The 19318-nt window shown below is 61.5% G+C and carries 18 protein-coding genes; 13 read left to right on the forward strand and 5 right to left on the reverse strand.

Annotated features, from left to right (window positions below; all coding sequences use genetic code 11):
* On the forward strand, positions 1-855 hold the full coding sequence (locus Q4577_RS01800; protein WP_244686366.1) for a LysR family transcriptional regulator: 855 nt from the start codon (positions 1-3) through the stop codon (positions 853-855).
* Between the two features lie 21 nt (positions 856-876).
* Here the strand turns inward: Q4577_RS01800 and Q4577_RS01805 are convergent, their stop codons facing one another.
* A complete protein-coding gene (locus Q4577_RS01805; RefSeq protein ID WP_303466813.1) occupies positions 877-1836 on the reverse strand; it encodes an NADPH:quinone oxidoreductase family protein in 960 nt (319 codons plus the stop codon).
* 347 nt (positions 1837-2183) lie between these two features.
* Here Q4577_RS01805 and Q4577_RS01810 point away from each other — a divergent pair, with 347 nt between their 5' ends.
* From Q4577_RS01810 to Q4577_RS01825, 4 genes are all read left to right on the forward strand, one after another.
* Positions 2184-2558, forward strand: a complete 375-nt coding sequence (locus Q4577_RS01810) for a helix-turn-helix domain-containing protein (protein ID WP_244686162.1) — start codon at positions 2184-2186, stop codon at positions 2556-2558.
* A 48-nt stretch (positions 2559-2606) separates the two neighbouring features.
* The gene (gene hisN / locus Q4577_RS01815) at positions 2607-3401 is read left to right on the forward strand and encodes a histidinol-phosphatase (RefSeq protein WP_303466811.1); all 795 of its coding nucleotides are present in this window, start codon (positions 2607-2609) and stop codon (positions 3399-3401) included.
* Positions 3402-3520: 119 nt separating this feature from the next.
* Positions 3521-4855 (forward strand): 8-oxoguanine deaminase, encoded by a 1335-nt coding sequence (locus Q4577_RS01820; protein WP_303466809.1) that lies wholly within the window; start codon positions 3521-3523, stop codon positions 4853-4855.
* Entirely contained in the window at positions 4852-5280 is a 429-nt protein-coding gene (locus Q4577_RS01825) for a CAP domain-containing protein (protein ID WP_303466807.1), read from the forward strand. Before Q4577_RS01820 ends, Q4577_RS01825 begins: the two co-directional genes overlap by 4 nt.
* Before the next feature lie 21 nt (positions 5281-5301).
* Here Q4577_RS01825 and guaD read toward each other — a convergent pair whose 3' ends face one another.
* Positions 5302-6582, reverse strand: a complete 1281-nt coding sequence (gene guaD / locus Q4577_RS01830; protein ID WP_303466805.1) for a guanine deaminase — start codon at positions 6580-6582, stop codon at positions 5302-5304.
* A gap of 152 nt (positions 6583-6734) precedes the next feature.
* Here guaD and mgtE point away from each other — a divergent pair, with 152 nt between their 5' ends.
* Complete coding sequence (mgtE, locus tag Q4577_RS01835) at positions 6735-8132, forward strand: magnesium transporter (protein WP_244686173.1); 1398 nt, start codon at positions 6735-6737, stop codon at positions 8130-8132.
* The gene (locus Q4577_RS01840) at positions 8129-8692 is read left to right on the forward strand and encodes a 5-formyltetrahydrofolate cyclo-ligase (protein WP_303466804.1); all 564 of its coding nucleotides are present in this window, start codon (positions 8129-8131) and stop codon (positions 8690-8692) included. The genes mgtE and Q4577_RS01840 overlap by 4 nt, the downstream gene beginning before the upstream one ends.
* Here Q4577_RS01840 and Q4577_RS01845 read toward each other — a convergent pair.
* Positions 8689-9045, reverse strand: a complete 357-nt coding sequence (locus Q4577_RS01845) for a hypothetical protein (RefSeq protein ID WP_303466803.1) — start codon at positions 9043-9045, stop codon at positions 8689-8691. The genes Q4577_RS01840 and Q4577_RS01845 overlap by 4 nt on opposite strands.
* 165 nt (positions 9046-9210) lie before the next feature.
* Here Q4577_RS01845 and Q4577_RS01850 point away from each other — a divergent pair, with 165 nt between their 5' ends.
* Both Q4577_RS01850 and Q4577_RS01855 read left to right on the forward strand, forming a co-directional pair.
* Entirely contained in the window at positions 9211-10029 is an 819-nt protein-coding gene (locus Q4577_RS01850) for a TIGR00282 family metallophosphoesterase (protein WP_244686180.1), read from the forward strand.
* A gap of 80 nt (positions 10030-10109) precedes the next feature.
* Complete coding sequence (locus Q4577_RS01855) at positions 10110-11897, forward strand: SLC13 family permease (protein ID WP_303466802.1); 1788 nt, start codon at positions 10110-10112, stop codon at positions 11895-11897.
* Here the strand turns inward: Q4577_RS01855 and Q4577_RS01860 are convergent.
* Positions 11888-12622: a glutamine amidotransferase gene (locus tag Q4577_RS01860; RefSeq protein ID WP_303466801.1), complete on the reverse strand. Its 735-nt coding sequence runs from the start codon at positions 12620-12622 to the stop codon at positions 11888-11890. The two genes, Q4577_RS01855 and Q4577_RS01860, sit on opposite strands and share 10 nt — an antisense overlap.
* 127 nt (positions 12623-12749) lie before the next feature.
* Complete coding sequence (locus Q4577_RS01865) at positions 12750-14522, reverse strand: SLC13 family permease (RefSeq protein ID WP_303466800.1); 1773 nt, start codon at positions 14520-14522, stop codon at positions 12750-12752.
* A 117-nt stretch (positions 14523-14639) separates the two neighbouring features.
* Between Q4577_RS01865 and Q4577_RS01870 the strand changes: the two genes are divergently transcribed.
* The 4 genes from Q4577_RS01870 (at position 14640) to Q4577_RS01885 (ending at position 19281) form a co-directional block, all read left to right on the forward strand.
* Complete coding sequence (locus Q4577_RS01870; RefSeq protein WP_303466798.1) at positions 14640-15380, forward strand: YebC/PmpR family DNA-binding transcriptional regulator; 741 nt, start codon at positions 14640-14642, stop codon at positions 15378-15380.
* Positions 15381-15610: 230 nt separating this feature from the next.
* The gene (locus tag Q4577_RS01875; protein WP_303466797.1) at positions 15611-16354 is read left to right on the forward strand and encodes an allophanate hydrolase subunit 1; all 744 of its coding nucleotides are present in this window, start codon (positions 15611-15613) and stop codon (positions 16352-16354) included.
* Positions 16351-17388 (forward strand): biotin-dependent carboxyltransferase family protein, encoded by a 1038-nt coding sequence (locus Q4577_RS01880; RefSeq protein ID WP_303466796.1) that lies wholly within the window; start codon positions 16351-16353, stop codon positions 17386-17388. The genes Q4577_RS01875 and Q4577_RS01880 overlap by 4 nt, the downstream gene beginning before the upstream one ends.
* Before the next feature lie 114 nt (positions 17389-17502).
* Positions 17503-19281 (forward strand): DUF4153 domain-containing protein, encoded by a 1779-nt coding sequence (locus tag Q4577_RS01885; protein ID WP_303466795.1) that lies wholly within the window; start codon positions 17503-17505, stop codon positions 19279-19281.
* The last annotated feature ends 37 nt before the right edge of the window (positions 19282-19318 follow it).

Consider the following 19318-nt stretch of genomic DNA (forward strand, 5'->3'; position numbering starts at 1 on the left):
ATCATGCGAAACCTTGATGTCACTGTCCTGCGCAGTTTTGTGGCCGTGGCCCAGACCGGGGGCGTCACCCGTGCGGCGGGGTTTTTGAACCTGACGCAATCTGCGGTGTCGATGCAGCTCAAGCGGTTGGAAGAGCTTCTGGGGCTGGAGCTGCTGGATCGGACGGCGCGGCGCATTGCCTTGACCGCGGCAGGTGAGCAGTTGCTGGGCTATGCCCGCCGCATGGTCGAATTGAACGACGAGGCATTTTCGAAACTGACGGCTTCTGAATATGCCGGGGAAATCCGGCTGGGCGTGCCGCATGACATTGTTTACCCGGTCATTCCGCTGGTGCTGCAACGGTTTGCCGCGGAAATGCCGCGGATGCGGGTGCGGCTGGTCACCAGCTACACCGCCAAACTGCGCGAGGATTTTTCGCGTGGGGAAACCGATCTGATCCTGACAACCGAGCGGTCATTGGGCGACGGGGGCACCACATTGGCAGAGATTGCCCTGCGCTGGGTTGGTGCGCCGGGGGGGCAGGTCTGGCGGCACCGTCCCCTGCGGTTGGCCCAGGCGGTGCAATGCGGTTTTCGCCCCGGTGTGATCGAAAGATTGAACCGCGCCGATGTGGACTGGACCTCGGTGGTGGAAACCGACAGCGACCGCACGGTCGAGGCGACGGTCAGCGCCGATCTCGCGGTTACGGCGTTGCTGGAGGGGACGGTGCCCGGGCAGTTGACCGAATTGCCGATGGGATGCGGTCTGCCGGATCTGGGCACCTATATGGTCAATCTCTACAGCAATGATCAGCCGGGCAATGAACCGGTGCGGTTGCTGTCTGATTTGGTACGTCAGGCCTATGAAACGCTTTAGCTGCGTCAACGCCGATTGCCGTCAGGGTGTGACCACAACCTTGCCGGTGGATTTCCGGTCTCGCAATAGCGCCAGCGCCTCTGCCGCGCGATCCAGCGGCAGAACATGGCTGACATGCGGGGAAATCCGACCAGCGCTGTGCCAGTCGATGAGGGTTTTCAAAGAATCGGTGACGACATCGGGGCGGAATTTCAGGTAACCGCCCCAATAGACCCCCAGAACGCTCAGGTTTTTGACCAACAGATGGTTGGTCTTGACCTGCGGCACATCGCCGCTGGCGAAGCCGATCGGCAGGATGCGCGCCTCTGGATTGCAGGCCCGAAAGGCGGCTTCAAACTGTGCGCCGCCAATGGGATCATAGACCACATCCGCCCCGCCCAAGGCCTTGACCTCGGCCCGGATGTCGGCGGTTGTGGCGTCGATCAGATGGTCGGCCCCGGCGGTTTTTGCCACTGCTAGCTTGTCTGCGCCGCGAGCACAGGCAATCACCCGGGCCCCCATGATCTTGCCGATTTCCACCGCCGTAAGGCCCACCCCGCCGGCCGCCCCAAGCACCAACAAGGTTTCGCCGGGTTGCAATCTTGCGCGATGCTGCAATGCGACATGCGAGGTGCCATAGGCGATCTGCAACGCCGCCGCGTCGGTAAAACTCATGCTGTCGGGCAGAACGACGGCGCGCGCCACGTCAAAACAACCGTATTCTGCCAGCCCGCCATGGCCGCCAAACACCGCAACCCGCGTGCCGGGCGCAGGGCCGTCCGTATTCGGGCCCAGCGCATCGACCACGCCGGCGACCTCCATTCCCAGGGTGAATGGCGCGGTCGGCGTGTCCTGATAGGTGCCCTTTTCCATCAAAATATCGGCAAAATTCAAACCGCAGGCCGCGATTTTCAACCGTAATTCCCCAGCCGCCGGATCGGGTTTCGGGCAGTCGGTCACCGCGGCTGCTGCCCCGGCGGTTGCGATCATGAATGCGCGCATTTTTCAAACTTGTCCTTTGAGGTGGGGGATGGTTAATGGCCGCGAGTTAACAGTTTCGCGCCACTGCCGCTTTGTAAATGGCGTGATATGTCGCGGCAATCGGGAGGGGCGACAGAGGCGGGCGGTGAGCGGTGTTTTCTTACCGTCCTGCGTGTGCCAGGCGTTAACCGTATTCTTTTTACGCGTTCTTTTCCCTTGCTTTCTGGTGTGCCATCCGTATCTTTTCCCAAGCTGCAGGGGTGCAATGTTGTAAATACTGTGCGGGGGTCACTCATTTCCGCATCAACTATAGTATGCGAACTCTGATGGATCTCTCCATCGGGGGCGCAAAGTAAAGGATGAATGGTATGCCACACCCCGTGGATGTGCATGTAGGCAAACGAGTCCGCCACCGTCGGTGGCTTGTTGGAATGACCCAGCAGCAGCTTGCCGAACATGTCGGAATCAAATTCCAGCAGATTCAGAAATATGAAACCGGTGCAAACCGGGTCAGTGCCTCGCGTCTTTGGGACATTGCAGATGCGCTGGAGGTTCCTGTCAGCTTCTTCTTTGAAGGTCTGGACGAAGGGGCAGAGGCCCCGACATCAGGGGAAAGCGGCGTGCCTGCCGATCTTCTGGGCGACAAGGAAGCGCTGGATCTGGTGCGGTCCTATTATGCGATCCCGGAAAATCAGCGTCGGCGCCTGTTTGAACTTGCCCGTGTGTTAAGCGACGTCGCATAAACCCGCAAGAGCGCGGCCGTAAGGCGGCGCAAATCGGCGGGGGATGCTATGCAGAACGACGAAATGAGCCACCTCTGGAAGGTGGCGGATGAAATGGCCGACGCAGCGCGTGCGGCCATTTTGCCGTTTTTTCGGGGCACGGCCCTGGGAACGGAATCCAAACTGGCGGCGGGATTTGATCCCGTGACCGTGGCGGATCGCGCCGCAGAACGGGCCATGCGCGACGTCCTGGCCCAGCATCGCCCACAGGACGCCATTCTGGGCGAGGAATTTGGCGCGCAGGATGGCACATCCGGTCTGACATGGGTGCTCGATCCGATCGACGGCACACGCGGGTTCATTTCCGGCACGCCGACCTGGGGCGTGTTGATCGCCTTGTCGGATGCAAACGGGCCGCGCATGGGGGTGATTGATCAACCCTATATCGGCGAGCGGTTTCGTGGCGGCCCCGGCGTGGCGCGCATGGATGGCCCACATGGGCAGGTGGATTTGGCGACAAAAACCACCGAGGCGCTGTCGGATGCAATTTTGTTCACCACGTTCCCCGAGGTTGGCACGCCCGAAGACAAGGTCGCGTTTGACCGTGTTGCGGCGCAGGTGCAGCTGACGCGATACGGTATGGATTGTTATGCCTATGCGCTGCTGGCGGCGGGACAGGTCGATCTGGTGATCGAATCGGGGTTGAATGCCTATGATATTCAGGCCCCGATTGCGGTGATCGAAGCGGCGGGTGGTCTTGTGACCGATTGGTCGGGCGGGCCGGTGCATCAGGGCGGCCGCGCGCTGGCTGCTGCAAATGCGACCCTTCATGCCCAGGCGCTGGCGATTTTGCAGGGGGCCTAGGCCAGCGTGCTTGATCGCCGGGGGGTGGTCGGGTAATTTGGCATCAGGACGTGCGAAATTTGCCCATTACCGGCGCGTTTGATTTCACCTCAGAAATGGGCCTGTCTCTGAGGGTACAAATGAAAGACATCCTGATAAAACGCGCCGCGCTGGTCCTGACGATGGACGACGCGGACCGCGAAATTGCTGAATGTGACATCCGTTTGCAGGACGGCGTCATTGCCGAAATTGGCGCGGATCTGGCCAGTGACGGCGAGGTGGTGCAGGCCAGCGGTTGCCTTGTGACGCCGGGCCTGGTCAACACGCATCACCATTTGTATCAAACGCTGACCCGCGCGGTGCCGGGCGGGCAGGATGCGCTGCTGTTTGGGTGGCTGCAAACGCTTTATCCGATCTGGGCGCGGTTTGGCCCGGAAGAGATTTTCATCTCGGCACAGGTGGGTTTGGCGGAATTGGCCCTGTCGGGCTGTAGTCTGACCTCTGACCATCTTTACATGTATCCCAACGGCGCGCGGCTGGATGACACGATTGCCGCCGCACGTGAGGTGGGTCTGCGATTTCATCCTACGCGCGGCGCGATGTCGATTGGCGAAAGCGACGGCGGGCTGCCGCCGGATGCTCTGGTCGAACAGGAACGCGCGATTCTGGACGATTCGATTCGTGTGGTGGATGCCTTTCATGACCGATCCAAGGGCGCGATGGTCCGGGTCGGACTGGCGCCCTGTTCGCCGTTTTCGGTCAGCCGGGATCTGATGCGCGAGGCGGCGATACTGGCGCGCGACAAGGGCGTGATGCTGCACACGCATCTGGCCGAAAATGACGAGGATATCGCCTTTTCCCTTGAGAGGTTCGGTTGTCGTCCGGGGCAATATGCCGAGGATCTGGGATGGACCGGCGATGATGTCTGGCACGCGCATTGTGTGAAGCTGGACGGGCAAGAGATTGATCTCTTTGCCAAAACACGCACCGGGGTGGCGCATTGCCCCTGTTCCAACTGTCGCCTTGGCTCTGGCATCGCGCCGGTGCGTGCGATGCGGGATGCGGGCGTCAAAGTGGGGCTGGGCGTGGACGGGTCGGCGTCGAATGACATTGGCAATCTGGTGGGCGAGGCCCGTCAAATGATGCTGTTGCAGCGGGTTGCCCTTGGCGCGGATGCGATGAGCGCCCGCGAGGCGCTGCGCATTGCCACCCGCGGTGGGGCAGAGGTTCTGGGCCGCGATGATTGCGGTCAGATCGCCCTTGGCAAACGCGCTGATCTGGCGATCTGGGACATGTCGGGGATCGAAGCCGCCGGCAGTTGGGATGCGGGGGCGATGCTGCTGGCGGGGCCAAACAAGGTGCGTGATCTCTTTGTCGAAGGGCGCGCCGTGGTGCGGGATGGCCATGTGGTGTCGTTCGATTTGCCGGCCGCAATTGCCCGCCAGAACACGCTGGCGCACAGGCTTATGGCATGAGGCGCCGGGATGTCCTGGCGGCGGGCTTGTGTTGGTGCGCCGCGCCGACACTGGCCGATGAACGCGCGGCTCTGAATTCGGTCAATCAATTGCGTCGTTTGCGTGGGCGGCGGGCCTTGCGGTGGTCATCGCAGCTGGTCGTCGCCGCACAGGCCCATGCCGATGATATGGCACGCGGCGGATTTTTCGCGCATCAGGGGGCGAATGGTTCTGACGTCGGGGCCCGGGTGACTGCGGCGGGGTATCGCTGGTGCGGGGTGGCGGAAAACATCGCCAAGGGCCAGACGACGCTGGATGAGGCATTGAAAGGCTGGCGCACCTCGCGGGGGCATCGGCGCAACATGATGGACCGCGAGATGACCGATCTTGGCGTTGCGCGCGGGGCGGGCAACATCTGGGTCATGGTGCTGGCGCGCGGTTGCTGAACATCGCGTTTCAGGGCCGGGTCACACCAGACATCCATTGATCCAGGTCGCACGCACGGCCCGATCGTCGCCCATCATGATGGTGGGAAACAGCGCCTCCCATGGATCATTGGCGGTGGCGACACGTTGGGCAATCGCCGGGGTCGACGCAAGGTCCAGCACCACAAGGTCCGCCGCCATGCCGGGGGCGAGATTGCCGATTTCATCGTCCAGATGCAGCGCCTTGGCCGATCCTTGTGTCGCAAGCCACATGAGTTGCGCGGCATGTAGCGGCGTGCCGACCAATTGGCCGATCTCATAGGCCGCCGCCATGGTGCGCAGCATGGAAAAGCTGGACCCGCCGCCGGTGTCGGTCGCCAACCCAACCGACAATCCGCGCGCCTTCATCGCGGCGGTGCGAAACAGACCAGAGCCGATAAAGGTGTTGGAGGTCGGGCAATGGACCAATGCCGCGCCGACCTCGGCCAGGCGATCAATTTCCCGCTCGTCCAGATGGATCGCATGACCATAGAGCCCACGTGCGCCCAAAAGCCCGTGCGCCTCGTAGGTATCAAGATAATCCCGCGCCTTGGGATAGAGCGATTTCACCCAGGCGATTTCATCGGTTTGCTCGCTCAGATGTGTTTGCATCAGACACTCCGGGTGTTCGCCCCACAGCGCCCCCATCGCCGCTAGTTGATCCGGCGTTGACGTCGGTGAAAATCGCGGCGTGATCGCATAGCGCAGCCTGTCCTGACCGTGCCAACGCTCCAGCAACGCCTTGCTGTCGTCATAGGCGCTTTGCGGCGTGTCGCGCAGATCATCCGGCGCATTGCGGTCCATACAGGTCTTGCCCGCGACCACACATTGCCCGCGTGCCTGTGCCGCGGTGAAAATCGCATCAACACTGGCGGGATGAATGGTACAGAAACTGGCCACTGTGGTGGTGCCATGTGCGGCGGTCAGATCAAGATAGCGGGTCGCGATGTCCTTGGCATAGGCCGGATCGGCAAAGCGTGCCTCTTCGGGAAAGGTATAGGTGTTCAGCCAGTCAATCAGCCGCAGGCCCCAGCTGGCAATCATCGCGGTTTGCGGGAAATGCACATGTGCATCGACAAAACCGGCACAGATCAGATCCGTACCATAAGCCACTTCCTCGGCCTTGGGGTGGCTTGCGCGCAGCGCGTCTGCGGTGCCTGTCGCCACAATCCGTCCGTCATCGACCAATACGCCGCCGTGGCGGTGCAGGGTGCAGGCCTCGGCAAAAGGCACTGAAAACGGATCTGCCCGAAAGCTGAGCGTCTGGCCGGTCAAAAGCTTCATTTTGCCACCCCTCATTGTTGAATGTTGTCGTCAATTGTGGCTTGGCAAATCTTGCCGATGTCTGCACGACAATTCCTGTGAGACCACTGTTTCTTTTTCCGACACTATCGTATGTTTCTCTAAAATCGAGCCTGCGGGGCAAAAGAAAAATCATGCAAGACCAGAGTGAAGACCTGCCCATCCACGACGAGGCGGAAGACGCCGAAAATGCCTATGTGCTGGAACGCAAGGCGGTCATGGCGATTCTCTATGCGGTTGAAACCGGAAACCGCGAGGCGCTGGTCGCGGCGATGGAACCGTTGCACGCCGCCGACATCGCCGACCTTCTGGAACAGGTCAATCCGTTTGATCGTGCGCGGCTGATCCGGCTCTATGACAAGGAATTCGACGGCGAAATCCTGTCCGAGCTGGACGAAAGCATTCGGGAAGAAGTGATTTCGGTCCTCAACCCCGAGGTTCTGGCCGATGCTGTGCGCGAGCTGGACAGCGACGATGTGGTCGATCTGATCGAGGATCTGGAAGAACCGCAACAGGCGGCGATTCTGGGCGCGCTGGAAGAACCGGACCGGGCGGCGGTCGAACAATCCATGGCCTACCCGGAATATTCCGCAGGCCGTTTGATGCAGCGCGAAGTGGTGCGCGCGCCGGAACATTGGACCGTGGGCGATGCCATAGATTTCCTGCGCAGCAGCACTGATCTGCCGGAACAATTTTATCATGTTGTGCTGGTTGATCCGCGGATGCACCCGATTGGCAATATCACGCTTGGCAAACTGATGGGCGCGCGCCGCAATGTGCCGCTGGTGGATCTGACAGAAGAGGTGTTTCGCGTCATTCCCGCCACCCAGGTCGAGGGTGATGTGGCCTATGCCTTTAACCAATATCACCTGATTTCTGCACCCGTGGTGGATGAAGAGGGCCGTTTGGTCGGCGTGATCACCATTGACGACGCGATGGCGGTTCTGGACGAAGAACACGAAGAAGACATCATGCGTCTGGCGGGGGTTGGCGAAGGCTCGCTTTCGGACAAGGTTGTTGAAACCACCAAGCAGCGCCTGCCGTGGCTGGCGGTCAACCTGTTGACGGCGGTGATGGCGTCGCTGGTGATTGCGCTGTTCGAAGGCGCAATTGCCGAATTGGTGGCGCTGGCGGTTCTGATGCCGATTGTGGCCTCGATGGGCGGCAATGCGGGCACGCAGTCGCTGACCGTGGCGGTGCGCGCGATTGCCACCAAGGACCTGACCGGCGCCAACGTCTGGCGGGTGATCCGACGCGAAGTCCTTGTTGGTCTGGTCAATGGGGTGATTTTTGCCGTCGTGATGGCGATTGTCGGCATGGTCTGGTTCGGCTCGCCGGCGCTGGGCTATGTGATTGCCGCGGCGATGGTGATCAACATGGTGATCGCCGGGTTGGCGGGCACGGTGATTCCGGTGGTGCTGGACAAGGTCGGGGTCGATCCGGCGCTGGCCTCGGGCGCCTTTGTGACCACGGTGACCGATATTGTCGGCTTCTTTGCCTTTCTTGGGTTGGCGGTTGTGGTGTTGTTGTGACCGATCTGGCCGCCCGCAAACGCGCCGCACGACAGGCGGGTTTCGCCCGGCGTCAGCTGGCCCATGAGGCCGCCGGGCCGGGCCGCGCCGGGGTCTTGTCCTCGTTGCTGGCGGGATATCGTGGCGTGCCGCTTTCGGGCTACATGGCGATGCGCACCGAGATTGATCCACTGCCCGCGATGGAAGAGGCTGCGGCACATGGCCCGGTCTGTGTGCCGGTGATCGAGACCAAGGGCGCACCGTTGAAATTTGCCCGGTGGGAACCGGGATGTGCCATGGTTGATGGCCCGTTCGGCGCGTCTGTGCCTGCGGTGCTGGACTTTATTGAACCGGAAATCGTGATTGTGCCACTGGTGGCCTTTTCGCGCAGCGGTGGCCGGTTGGGCTATGGCGGCGGGTTTTATGACCGCACGCTGGAAATGTTGCGTGCGGCGCGCCCGACACTGGCAATTGGCTTTGCCTATGCGGCACAAGAAGACCCGGACCTGCCGTTGGAGCCCACCGATCAGCCACTGGATGTGATTGTGACCGAAAAGGCCGTGATCACACCCGGCGTCTAACCTTTGCGCAGCTCCCGCCACGCCGGTTCATCTGCCGCGCGCAACCGTTCCAGCGCCGCTTCGGCGTCGGCGCGCAATGCGGCCTTGCTGTCGGATTTGACCGCTTCGATCTGCTGCACCATTGCGTCGATCTCTGGCAGGGGCGTGCCTGTGGCCTCGGACAGGGTTTGCAGCGCCTCCAGGATCTTGCCCAACTGCTTGCCATAGCTGGCCACTTCGACCTGCACCTTATGTTCGATTTCCGGCACGCCCTTGATGTCAGGGGACAGGATTCGCGGGGTAATTTCCTGGGTCACATCGCCGGAAAATGGCGCGCGGATCATCGGCGCCCAGATGTCAAAAGGGGTCAACATGCAAAATCTCTCGGTTGCGGTCGCAATGAACGGACAATGCCAGACACAATCAGGGTTGTGAATTGCACCGTCAACTCAATTATAAGTATGGATTTGGCGGATTTGCTGGCCAGAATTTCGTATTCTTCTCTTGCCGTTCTGTGTTTGTGACCCTACCCAAACGATATGCGTATACTCTTTCTTGGTGATGTGATGGGCCGTGCGGGCCGCAAAGCGGTCAGTGACCGTCTTGCCGGGCTTCGGGCCGATTGGAAGCTCGACTTTGTGGTGGTGAACGGCGAAAATGCCAGCAACGGCATGGGGTTGACCGGTGATCACGCCAAACTTCTGCTTGATGCGGGCGCCGATTGCGTCACCCTGGGCGATCATGCGTTTGATCAACGCGACATGCTGCAGTTCATCGAAAGCGAGCCCCGCGTTCTGCGCCCGATGAATTTTGCCAAGGATGCGCCGGGGCGCGGTGCGGCAATCTTTGATGCCGGTCGGGGGCGTCGTATTCTGGTGGCTCAGGCCCTGGGCCAGGTGTTCATGAAACGCCCATTTGATGATCCTTTTTCAGCGGTTGATGCAATTTTACGCAGCCACCCGCGCGGCGGCCAGGTCCAGGCCAGCCTGATTGACATGCATTGCGAAGCCACCAGCGAAAAAATGGGCATGGGCCATTTCTGTGATGGCCGCGCCAGCGTGGTTGTCGGCACCCACACCCATGTGCCCACCGGGGATGCCCAGATCCTGCCCGGCGGCACTGCGTTTCAATCGGATGCGGGCATGTGTGGTGACTATAATTCGGTTATTGGCATGGACAAAGCCGAGCCAATGCGCCGTTTCATCACCGGTATGCCCAAAGGCCGGTTCACCCCTGCCAGCGAAGAGGCGACGCTCAGCGGGCTGATGGTCGAAACCGATGACCGCAACGGCGCGGCGACGGCGGTTCATATGGTGCGTCAGGGCGGGCGTCTGCAACAATCCGGCCCGACCGTTTGATTTTCGGCAAGTAACGCGGCCCTTGCTCCTGCGGATGCAAGGGGTAAGACTATGCGCTGGGCGCGTTGAAAAGGGCCGATATGTTCAGCATTCTGGAATTGTCACCAACCTCCGAAGCCATGGCGACATTGGGCGTTGTTCTCGTGATGTTCGTTCTGTTCGTCCGAGAGGTGTATCCGACCGAGGTTGTCGCCCTGTCCGGCGCGGCCTTTTTGATGGTTACGGGGGTCTTGCCCTATGACAAAGGGCTGGAGGTTCTGTCGAACCCCGCGCCCTGGACCATCGCGGCGATGTTCATTGTCATGGGCGCGCTGGTGCGCACCGGCGCCTTGGACAGCTTTACCAAAATGGCCGACCGTCAGGCCCAATCAAACCCGAAACTGGCGATTGCCATGATGATGGCCTTTGTGGTGCTGGCCTCGGCGGTGGTGTCGAACACCCCGGTTGTCGTAGTGATGATCCCGGTCTTTGTGCAATTGTCGCGCACGCTGGGGGTCAATGCCTCCAAGCTTTTGATCCCGCTCAGCTATGGCGCGATCCTTGGCGGCACGTTGACGCTGATCGGCACATCGACCAACCTGTTGGTTGACGGTGTGTCGCGGTCGCTGGGCCAGGCCCCGTTTACCATATTCGAAGTGACGCCGCTGGCGGTGGTTCTGGTCGCCTGGGGGATGATCTACCTTCGGTTTGTTGGCCCCTATCTCTTGCCGGATCGTGACAGCATGGCCGATCTGCTGAGCGACAAAAGCCGGATGAAATTCTTTACCGAGGCCGTGATCCCGCCGGAAAGCAACCTGATCGGTCGCGAAGTGACCGGGGTGCAATTGTTCAAACGCGATGGTGTGCGGTTGATTGACGTGGTGCGCGGCGACCTGTCGTTGCGGCGCGACCTGAAAAACGTGCAGCTGCAAGTCGGTGACCGGGTGGTTCTGCGCACCCAGATGACCGAACTTCTGTCCTTGCAGCGCGATAAATCCCTGAAACGCGTGGATCAGGTCTCTGCCGTGGAAACCACCACGGTCGAGGTGCTAATCACACCGGGCTGCAAGATGGTCGGCCGGTCGATGGGGTCGATGCGGCTGCGGCGGCGGTTCGGGGTTTATCCGCTGGCTGTGCATCGTCGGAACCAGAATATCGGGCGCCAGCTGGATGAATTGGTGGTGCGGGTGGGGGATACCCTGCTGCTGGAGGGCGCCGCGGACGACATCAAACGTCTGGCAACCGAGATGGATCTGGTGGATGTCACCCAACCCTCGGCGCGGGCCTATCGGCGTGGCCATGCCCCGGTGGCCTTTGTGGCGCTGTTCGGCATCGTCGGTCTGGCGGCCTTTGGAATGGCCCCGATCTTCCTGCTGAGTTTTGCAGCCGTTGCCGTGGTGTTGCTGACGCGCTGTATCGACGCGGATGAGGCGTTTTCCTTCGTCGATGGTCGCCTGTTGTCTTTGATCTTTGCGATGCTGGCGATTGGCGCGGCGTTGGAACATTCCGGCGCGGTGGCGCTGATTGTCGATGGCGTCGCACCCTATATCGGGCTGTTGCCGGCCCCGCTGATTATCTGGGCCATCTACCTGCTGACCTCGATCCTGACCGAGATGGTCAGCAACAACGCGGTGGCGGTGGTGGTCACGCCGATTGCCATCGGTCTGGCAGGGGCGCTGGGCGTCGATCCCCGGCCGCTGGTGGTGGCTGTCATGGTCGCGGCGTCGGCCAGCTTTGCCACCCCGATCGGCTATCAAACCAACATGCTGGTCTATGGCCCCGGCGGCTATCGCTTCACCGACTTCCTAAAGGTCGGCATCCCGCTCAACCTCTCCATCGGCCTGCTGGCCAGCTTCATGATCCCGTTCCTGTGGCCGCTTCATCCATAGCGCTGAACAAATCGGCGCAGAATAACCTCAGGCTGGGTGACATCCGCCGCATGGCACATCGCAATCAGATCCTCTGCGGTGTCTGGCGGGAAATAGCCATGGTTGCGGTAAACGCGAATGCGATCTTCAAAAACCTGGCCATCGGCCTCGGGATGAAACTGCGTGGCATAGACGTTCTGGCCATACCGCACCATCTGGAACGGGCAGGGGGCAGAGGCCAGCAGATGCACACAGCCCTGCGGCAGCGATTGCAGCGCCTCCTTGTGGCCGACAAAGGCCTCAAATGTCTCCGGCAATCCGTCCAATAACGGATCTTGCCGCCCATCCTCGGTCAGTTGGCACAGGGTCGGCCCCACCGCTTCGCCATACCGCGCCTTGGAAACATCCCCGCCCAAATGTGCGCCCAATATGCCGATGCCATAACAACACCCCATAAACGGATGATCATGATCCGAAATTGCAGGCATCAAAGACAAGACCGCAGCCTCGATCCGCGCCTCAACCGGCGACTTCTTGTCCGGTGCGTCCGACACACACCCGGGCCCACCCCCGACAATCACCCCGGAAAAATCGCGCGGGTCCAGATCGCTTGGCAGATCTTCGCAATCCAGCCGAATGCGATGGCACTGCGCCTCTGCCAAACCCGCCTTGTCGCGGATTGCCGCATATTCCGCGTCCGAAGCATCCGCCTCGGGCCGCAATTGTAAGATCAGAAAATGTCCCATGCCAGCCTCTTAATCGGCGACCCCACAAAGCAAAAGTCCGCGGTGTCGTCTTCGTCTTCTTCTGTTCACAAATATCCCGGGGGAGTCCCGCAGGGACGGGGGCTGGCCCCCTTCTTCATCGCGGATCTCACAGCGGCCAGAACAGCAATATTGCCGGTACCGACACCGCGATCACCAAAATCTCCAACGGCAATCCCATGCGCCAGTAATCGCCAAAGCGATAGCCCCCGGGGCCAAGGATCAGCGTGTTGTTCTTGTGGCCGATCGGGGTCAGGAACGCCGCCGAGGCCGCCACCGCCACGCACATCAAAAACGGATCGGGCGACACATTCAAACTCTGCGCCATCTGGATGCCGACCGGGGCTGCGACAATTGCGGTTGCGGTGTTGTTCAACACATCCGACAGCGTCATGGTCACCACCATCAGGACGGTCAGCACCGCCCAAACCGGCCAGCCCTCGGTAAAGCCAACCAAAGCCCCGGCAATCAATTCGGTGCCGCCGGATGTCTCCAGCGCGGCGCCAAGCGGGATCATCGACCCCAAAAGCACCACAACCGGCCATTCGATATGATCATAAAGCTCGGCCAGGGGCAGGATTTTCAACAACACATAGGCCACAACCACCAGCCCCAGCGCCACCGGCAGATAGATCAGGCCGAAACTGGCCGCGGCCACTGCGCCGGCAAACAATCCGATTGCCATCCAGGTCTTGGAATTTTCGGTCACCGCCAAACCCCGGTCCGCTAGCGGCAAGACGCCCAGCCATTCCACAACCGTAGGCCCGCTTTCACGCGGGGCGAGCAGCAACAGAATATCCCCTGGTTCGATTTCCGTGCGCTGCATCTGTTTGGTAATCCGGCGGCCCTTGCGCGAAATCCCCATCAAAATGGTCCGGTGCCGCCAGACCAGACCAACGGATTGCACGGTCTTGCCCACAAGGCGAGAGGTGTCGGGGACGACCACTTCAATCAGGGTCAGCCCTTCGGAATCCGCCTTCAGCAGCTCCTCTCGCTTCTCGTCGGAAAAGGCCAGATCAAGGGTCGAGCGGAATTCGTCCAGCGCATCTGGTGTCGCCTCCAGCACCAGCGCATCCCCGGCTTCGATCAGGGTGTTCAAAACCGAGCCATAGCGCCGCTTGCCATCGCGAATCAGCCCGACAATGGCCACATCGGATTTGTCGGCAACCTCACGCAGCTCGCGCACACGCTGGCCGACAATCTTGTTGTCCGCCGGCGCGGTCAATTCCGCAATGTAGGGCTCCAGCTCGCCGGCCTTGCTCAGGGCGTCTTCGCGCAGCGGGATTAACCGCCAACCGATCAACGCCACGAACAACAATCCCGCCAGCGCCGCCACGCCACCGACCGGGGCAAAATCGAACATTGCAAAAGGTGTGCCCAGGGTCTCGCCCCGGATCGAGGCGATGATGATATTCGGCGGGGTGCCGATCAAGGTGACCATGCCGCCAAGGATGGTGGCAAAGCTGAGCGGCATCAGCGATTGCGCCGGACTGCGCCCGGCCTTGCGGGCGGTCTGAATATCGACCGGCATCAACAGCGCCAGGGCCGCGACATTGTTCATGAATCCCGACAGCACCGCACCAACCCCGCCCATGATGGCGATATGCGCGCCAAGCGCCCGGCTCTGATCCACCAGCGTGCGGGTGATCAGCAACACTGCACCCGACCGCACCAACCCGGCCGAGACCACCAGCACCAGCGCCACGATCAAGGTCGCGGGATGGCCAAAGCCGTCAAAGGCATGTTTGGTTTCGACCACGCCAAACACCACGCCCAGAAGCAGGGCGGAAAAGGCGACGATGTCATAACGAAACCGCCCCCAGAGCAAGAATCCGAAGACAGCCCCGAAGAGCGAAAAGAGAATGATCTGGTCCGTGGTCATGGCGTGGCCTCCTGTCGCCACTTGACCCTTTCCCCGCGCCAACCGCAACCGGCTTGCGAACAGAGGCTGTGCTGGATTATAGACATGCCTGATCAGCAGATATTATATGAGGCAGCCATGGCCGGCCATTCAAAATGGGCAAATATCCAACACCGCAAGGGTCGCCAGGATGCGGCCCGTTCGAAATTGTTTTCGAAATTGTCAAAAGAAATCACCGTCGCCGCCAAGATGGGCGATCCTGACCCGGACAAGAACCCGCGCCTGCGGTTGGCGGTCAAGGAAGCCAAATCGCAATCCGTGCCAAAGGATGTGATCGACCGCGCGATCAAGAAATCGCAAGCGGCAGAAGGCGATGAATACGAAGAAATTCGCTATGAGGGTTATGGCCCCGGCGGCGTTGCCGTGATTGTCGAGGCAATGACCGACAACCGCAACCGCACCGCGTCGACTGTGCGGTCGACCTTTACCAAGGCGGGCGGCAATCTGGGCGAGACCGGTTCTGTCGGTTTCATGTTCGAGCGCAAGGGCGAGGTGATCTATCCCGCGTCGGTCGGCGACAACGATACGGTCATGATGGCCGCGATCGAAGCCGGGGCCGAGGATGTCGAAAGTTCCGAGGATGGTCATGTGGTGTATTGCGCCGATACCGACCTCAATGACGTGGCCACCGCGCTTGAGGCCGAGCTGGGCGAATCGGATTCGACCAAGCTTATCTGGAAACCCACCACCACAACCGAGCTGGATCTGGATGGGATGCAGAAGTTGATGCGCCTGATTGATGCGTTGGAAGACGATGACGACGTGCAGCGTGTCACCGCCAACTTTGATGCGTCTGACGAGGTGATGGAACAGCTGTAATTGGTGGTTTTCCGTCCGCAATCGCGCCATTAACATCTGCCCGCCTGTTGGCGGACAGGGCGAACGGACCCCCAACCTGACCTTCCCCCGGACCCGGGGGAAGGGACATTCGGATGTCTGGACCCAGACACATGCCGGGTGGTCTGATTGGCTGGCGTGGCGGCGGTCTGTGGCGGCCATGGCGGTGTATTCCGGTTGCAGGGCGGCGGCGGCTGACGCAGGGTTGAGAGATGGAAAACGCGCAAGGCTATCCCAGAGTGGCAACGATGGGGGTGACGGCGATGCTGGTCACCTTTGGCGATACGCCGCAGGGGGGCGCCAACCGCGCGGCGCGCGCGTTTCGGGCGGCGGTGGATGCGGCGGGCTGGAATGGGGTTGAAGAGACCACCGTTTCGTTGACCTCGACGATGGTGTCCTTTGATCCGCTGCGGATCAGCCATGCAGAGATCCGGTTACTGATAGACCGCTTGCTGGCGGAGCGGGATTGGGGCGCGGTGCCGAACACGGGCGGGCGCCATTGGCGAATTCCCGCGGTGTTTGGCGGGGCCGCCGGCCCGCAACTGGCAGAAGCTGCGGCGCTGGCCGGGGCGGATGAGGCGGGGGCGATTGCCGCCTTTTGCTCTGCACCGATAGAGGTTCTGACGCTCGGGTTTGCACCGGGCCAGCCCTATCTCGGGATGTTGCCGGACAATTGGGACATTGCACGCCAGACCGCCCTGACACCTCAGGTGCCGCAGGGGGCAATTGTGGTCGCGGTGCGTCAGCTGATCATCTTTACCAATCCGGCGCCAACCGGGTGGCGCCATGTCGGCCAATGTGGATTTCGCACGTTTCAGCCCGATGCCTCGCCGCCGATGGCCTTGCGGGCCGGCGATCAGGTGAGCTTTTTGCCGGTGTCCGAGGCGGAACTGGCCGCACATATTGCAGCTGACAGCAGCGGCATGGCCGGTGCCAGCGTCGAGGCCATCCCATGAGCCGCCATTCCACCGGACAGCTTTTGGTGCATCAGGCCGGGCCGGGGCTGACGGTCCAGGATTTGGGCCGCCCCGGCTGGTTGGCGCAGGGGTTGGCGCGTGGTGGGGCGGCCGATCGGCTTGCACTGGCAGAGGCAGAGGCGCTTTTGGGCGCGCCGGGAGCCGCACTTGAGATGGCGGCGGGGGGCGGGGTGTTTTCTGTTGACCGTCCCGCCCGCATTGCCCTGACCGGCGCGCCGATGGCGGCGGATGCCGACGGTCAGCGGCTGGTCTGGAACGCGAGTCATATGCTTGCGCCGGGGGGCTGTTTGACGCTGCGGCCATTGGGCGTTGGGGTCTACAGCTATCTTTCGGTTGGCGGTGGTCTTGTCACGCCGACCGTGATGGGCGCGCGTGCGACGCATTTGATTGCCGGGCTGGGCCGGCCAATTGCGGCGGGTGATACGCTTGCGCTGGGCGACGATCCCGGCGGGCCGGTGGCGCAGGTGCTGCCCGATCCGGCGCGGTTTGGCGGCGGCGAGCTGCGGTTTGTGCATGGATTTCAAAGTCATTTGTTCGACCCAGAGGTGCGGGCTGCGTTTGAAACCACGCAGTTTCTGCGCGATGCGCGCGGCAATCGCCAGGGCGTGGCGCTGATCGCGGGCGCGGCGCGGTTTGCCGCCAAAAGCGGGCTGACCATCCTGTCCGAACCGATCTTGCCCGGTGATATTCAAATGACCGGGGATGGCGTGCCCTATGTGCTGTTGGCCGAGTGTCAGACCACCGGCGGCTATCCCCGGATTGGCACGGTGATCCCGCCGGACCTGCCAATTGTGGCCCAGGCCGCGCCCGGCGCATCACTGCGGTTTCGTCGTATTTCCGTAGAAGAAGCCGTGACAGAGATGCAGCGAGAGGCGACAAGCCGCGCGGCGCTTGCACGTCAGCTCCGTCCTTTGGTGCGCGATCCTTCGGTGGCGGATCTGCTGTCACATAACCTGATCTCCGGGATTTGGCCCACGGCGCAAGACGGTCAGGAAGATGGATTTCCGGGATGACGGGCTGCACCGCCCCCGGCGCCAGAGTGTAGTCTGGCCAAGGCGGCCAAAGACCGCCAAACTGCGCGCAAATCATCAAAGATCATCTAAGGGCGACCCCCCCGGAGGCGAAACATGAGCGGATCAGACAAAGAAGTGGCGATGCATCGCCTGACACTGGCCCTTGTCGGGGCATGTGCCGGATTGGCGGCCTGGTTTTTCGGCGAATTGGCCGAGACGATGTTCCATCGCCCGCGGCTGTTTCTGTTCACCGTGACGGCGGTCATGGGCGGTTTCGGGCTGTTTCTCGGGATTGTCGGGCCATTGCGTTGGGCTTCGGCGGCGTTGGGGGCCGCAGTGATGGCGGTGTTGATCGCCGGGTTGATGACCTGGGACACCACCGGGTTTGACACGTTGGAGCCGTTTTTTGACAGCGGTTTGCCCTTCTCCGCGATGGCGCTGTTGCTGTTCGTTGGAACGCCTTTTGTCTCTGCCGCGTTGCAACGAACGGGGGGCTGGCGGGACTATGCCCTGTTGTTTGATACGGCGTGGGCCATTTTGGTGCGGTATCTGGCGGCCTGGCTGTTTACGGCGGTGGTCTGGGGGATTGTGTATCTGTCGGATGCGCTGTTCGAAATCGTCGGGGTGACGGTCATTGATGACCTGCTCGAGCTTGATCCGGTGCCTTTTGCGCTGACGGGGATGTTTCTGGGGCTGGCAATGGCGATCATGCACGAGCTGCGGGACTATGTGTCGCCGTTTCTGGTGTTGCGGCTGTTTCGGGTGATCCTGCCGGTGTTGACCCTGGTGGTGGCGGTGTTTCTGATTGCGCTGCCCCTGCGCGGCATGGATCAGCTTTTCGGCAGCCTGTCTGTGGCGGCGACGTTGATGGCGGTGGCGATTGCCGCGATCACATTGGTGACATCGGCGCTTGATCGCAGCCCAGAGGACATGGTGCGCGCGCCGCTGATGCGCGGCGCGGCGCGGATCATGTGCCTGTTGTTGCCTTTGCTCTGTGCGGCGGCGGCCTGGGCGGTTTGGTTGCGGGTGGATGCCTATGGATGGACACCGGCGCGGGTGGCGGCGGCGTTCAGCGCCGGTTTGTTGCTGGTGTATGCGCTGGCCTATGCGGGGTCGGTGCTGTTGCCCGATTGGGCCGGGCGGATTCGCCAGACCAACCTTTTCATGGCTTTGGCGGTCCTGGCGCTGTCTGCGCTTTGGTTGACGCCGATCTTGAATGACACGGCAATCTCGACCCAATCCCAGGTGAGCCGGTTCAAGGCTGGCAAAGTGACGGTTGACGATGTGGCGCTTTGGGAAATGAAAAATGATTGGGGCCGGGCCGGCGCAGCGGGGCTGGCAGAGTTGCAGGCCCTTGCGGACGCGGGCGCGCACCCGGCAGCCAGCGACCTGTCCCTGGCCTTGCAGCGGTTGACGGAAACAGACAGCAGGTTCGTGTTTGAGCGTGACCGCAATCGACGCAAGATCACCGAAAATGACATGACAGAATTGTTGGACCAGATCGTGGTCTTTCCCGAGGGCCAGTCGATCACCGCAGAGGAACTGCGCAGTTTGCAGCCGCATATTCACCAGCAACTGACCGAAAGCTGTCCGCTGGCCGATGCGGAGGGGCCCGGATGTGTCATGATCCTTGACGATTTGAACCCGCATAAGCCGGGGCAGGAAGGGGTGTTGCTGCAACGCACCGCTGCGGATGAAGGGGTCAAGGTTCAAACCCTGTACCGGCGCAACGGCGGGCTGGAAACGGGCGGTGGCCTGTTTGTCGATGTCAGTGGGGCGGCCCTCTCTGCCCAAAGTGCGGCGCTGATTGCTGCGATGAACTCTGGCGAGATTCGGATCGAACCCAGCCAGACCCAAATGATTACCTTCGGCGGGATCAGTGTAATTCCCTAGGATTTTAGATGTTGGGAGAACATTAACCGATAGGCGG

Source organism: Marinovum sp. 2_MG-2023, from assembly GCF_030548265.1.
Taxonomy (GTDB): domain Bacteria; phylum Pseudomonadota; class Alphaproteobacteria; order Rhodobacterales; family Rhodobacteraceae; genus Marinovum.

Coding starts and splice junctions, on each gene's coding strand:
- Q4577_RS01805 (WP_303466813.1), bottom strand. CDS start 1,836: ATGCGCGCATTCATGATCGCAACCGCCGGGGCAGCAGCCGCGGTGACC.
- Q4577_RS01810 (WP_244686162.1), top strand. CDS start 2,184: ATGCCACACCCCGTGGATGTGCATGTAGGCAAACGAGTCCGCCACCGT.
- hisN (WP_303466811.1), top strand. CDS start 2,607: ATGCAGAACGACGAAATGAGCCACCTCTGGAAGGTGGCGGATGAAATG.
- Q4577_RS01820 (WP_303466809.1), top strand. CDS start 3,521: ATGAAAGACATCCTGATAAAACGCGCCGCGCTGGTCCTGACGATGGAC.
- Q4577_RS01825 (WP_303466807.1), top strand. CDS start 4,852: ATGAGGCGCCGGGATGTCCTGGCGGCGGGCTTGTGTTGGTGCGCCGCG.
- guaD (WP_303466805.1), bottom strand. CDS start 6,582: ATGAAGCTTTTGACCGGCCAGACGCTCAGCTTTCGGGCAGATCCGTTT.
- mgtE (WP_244686173.1), top strand. CDS start 6,735: ATGCAAGACCAGAGTGAAGACCTGCCCATCCACGACGAGGCGGAAGAC.
- Q4577_RS01845 (WP_303466803.1), bottom strand. CDS start 9,045: ATGTTGACCCCTTTTGACATCTGGGCGCCGATGATCCGCGCGCCATTT.
- Q4577_RS01850 (WP_244686180.1), top strand. CDS start 9,211: ATGCGTATACTCTTTCTTGGTGATGTGATGGGCCGTGCGGGCCGCAAA.
- Q4577_RS01855 (WP_303466802.1), top strand. CDS start 10,110: ATGTTCAGCATTCTGGAATTGTCACCAACCTCCGAAGCCATGGCGACA.
- Q4577_RS01860 (WP_303466801.1), bottom strand. CDS start 12,622: ATGGGACATTTTCTGATCTTACAATTGCGGCCCGAGGCGGATGCTTCG.
- Q4577_RS01865 (WP_303466800.1), bottom strand. CDS start 14,522: ATGACCACGGACCAGATCATTCTCTTTTCGCTCTTCGGGGCTGTCTTC.
- Q4577_RS01870 (WP_303466798.1), top strand. CDS start 14,640: ATGGCCGGCCATTCAAAATGGGCAAATATCCAACACCGCAAGGGTCGC.
- Q4577_RS01875 (WP_303466797.1), top strand. CDS start 15,611: ATGGAAAACGCGCAAGGCTATCCCAGAGTGGCAACGATGGGGGTGACG.
- Q4577_RS01880 (WP_303466796.1), top strand. CDS start 16,351: ATGAGCCGCCATTCCACCGGACAGCTTTTGGTGCATCAGGCCGGGCCG.
- Q4577_RS01885 (WP_303466795.1), top strand. CDS start 17,503: ATGAGCGGATCAGACAAAGAAGTGGCGATGCATCGCCTGACACTGGCC.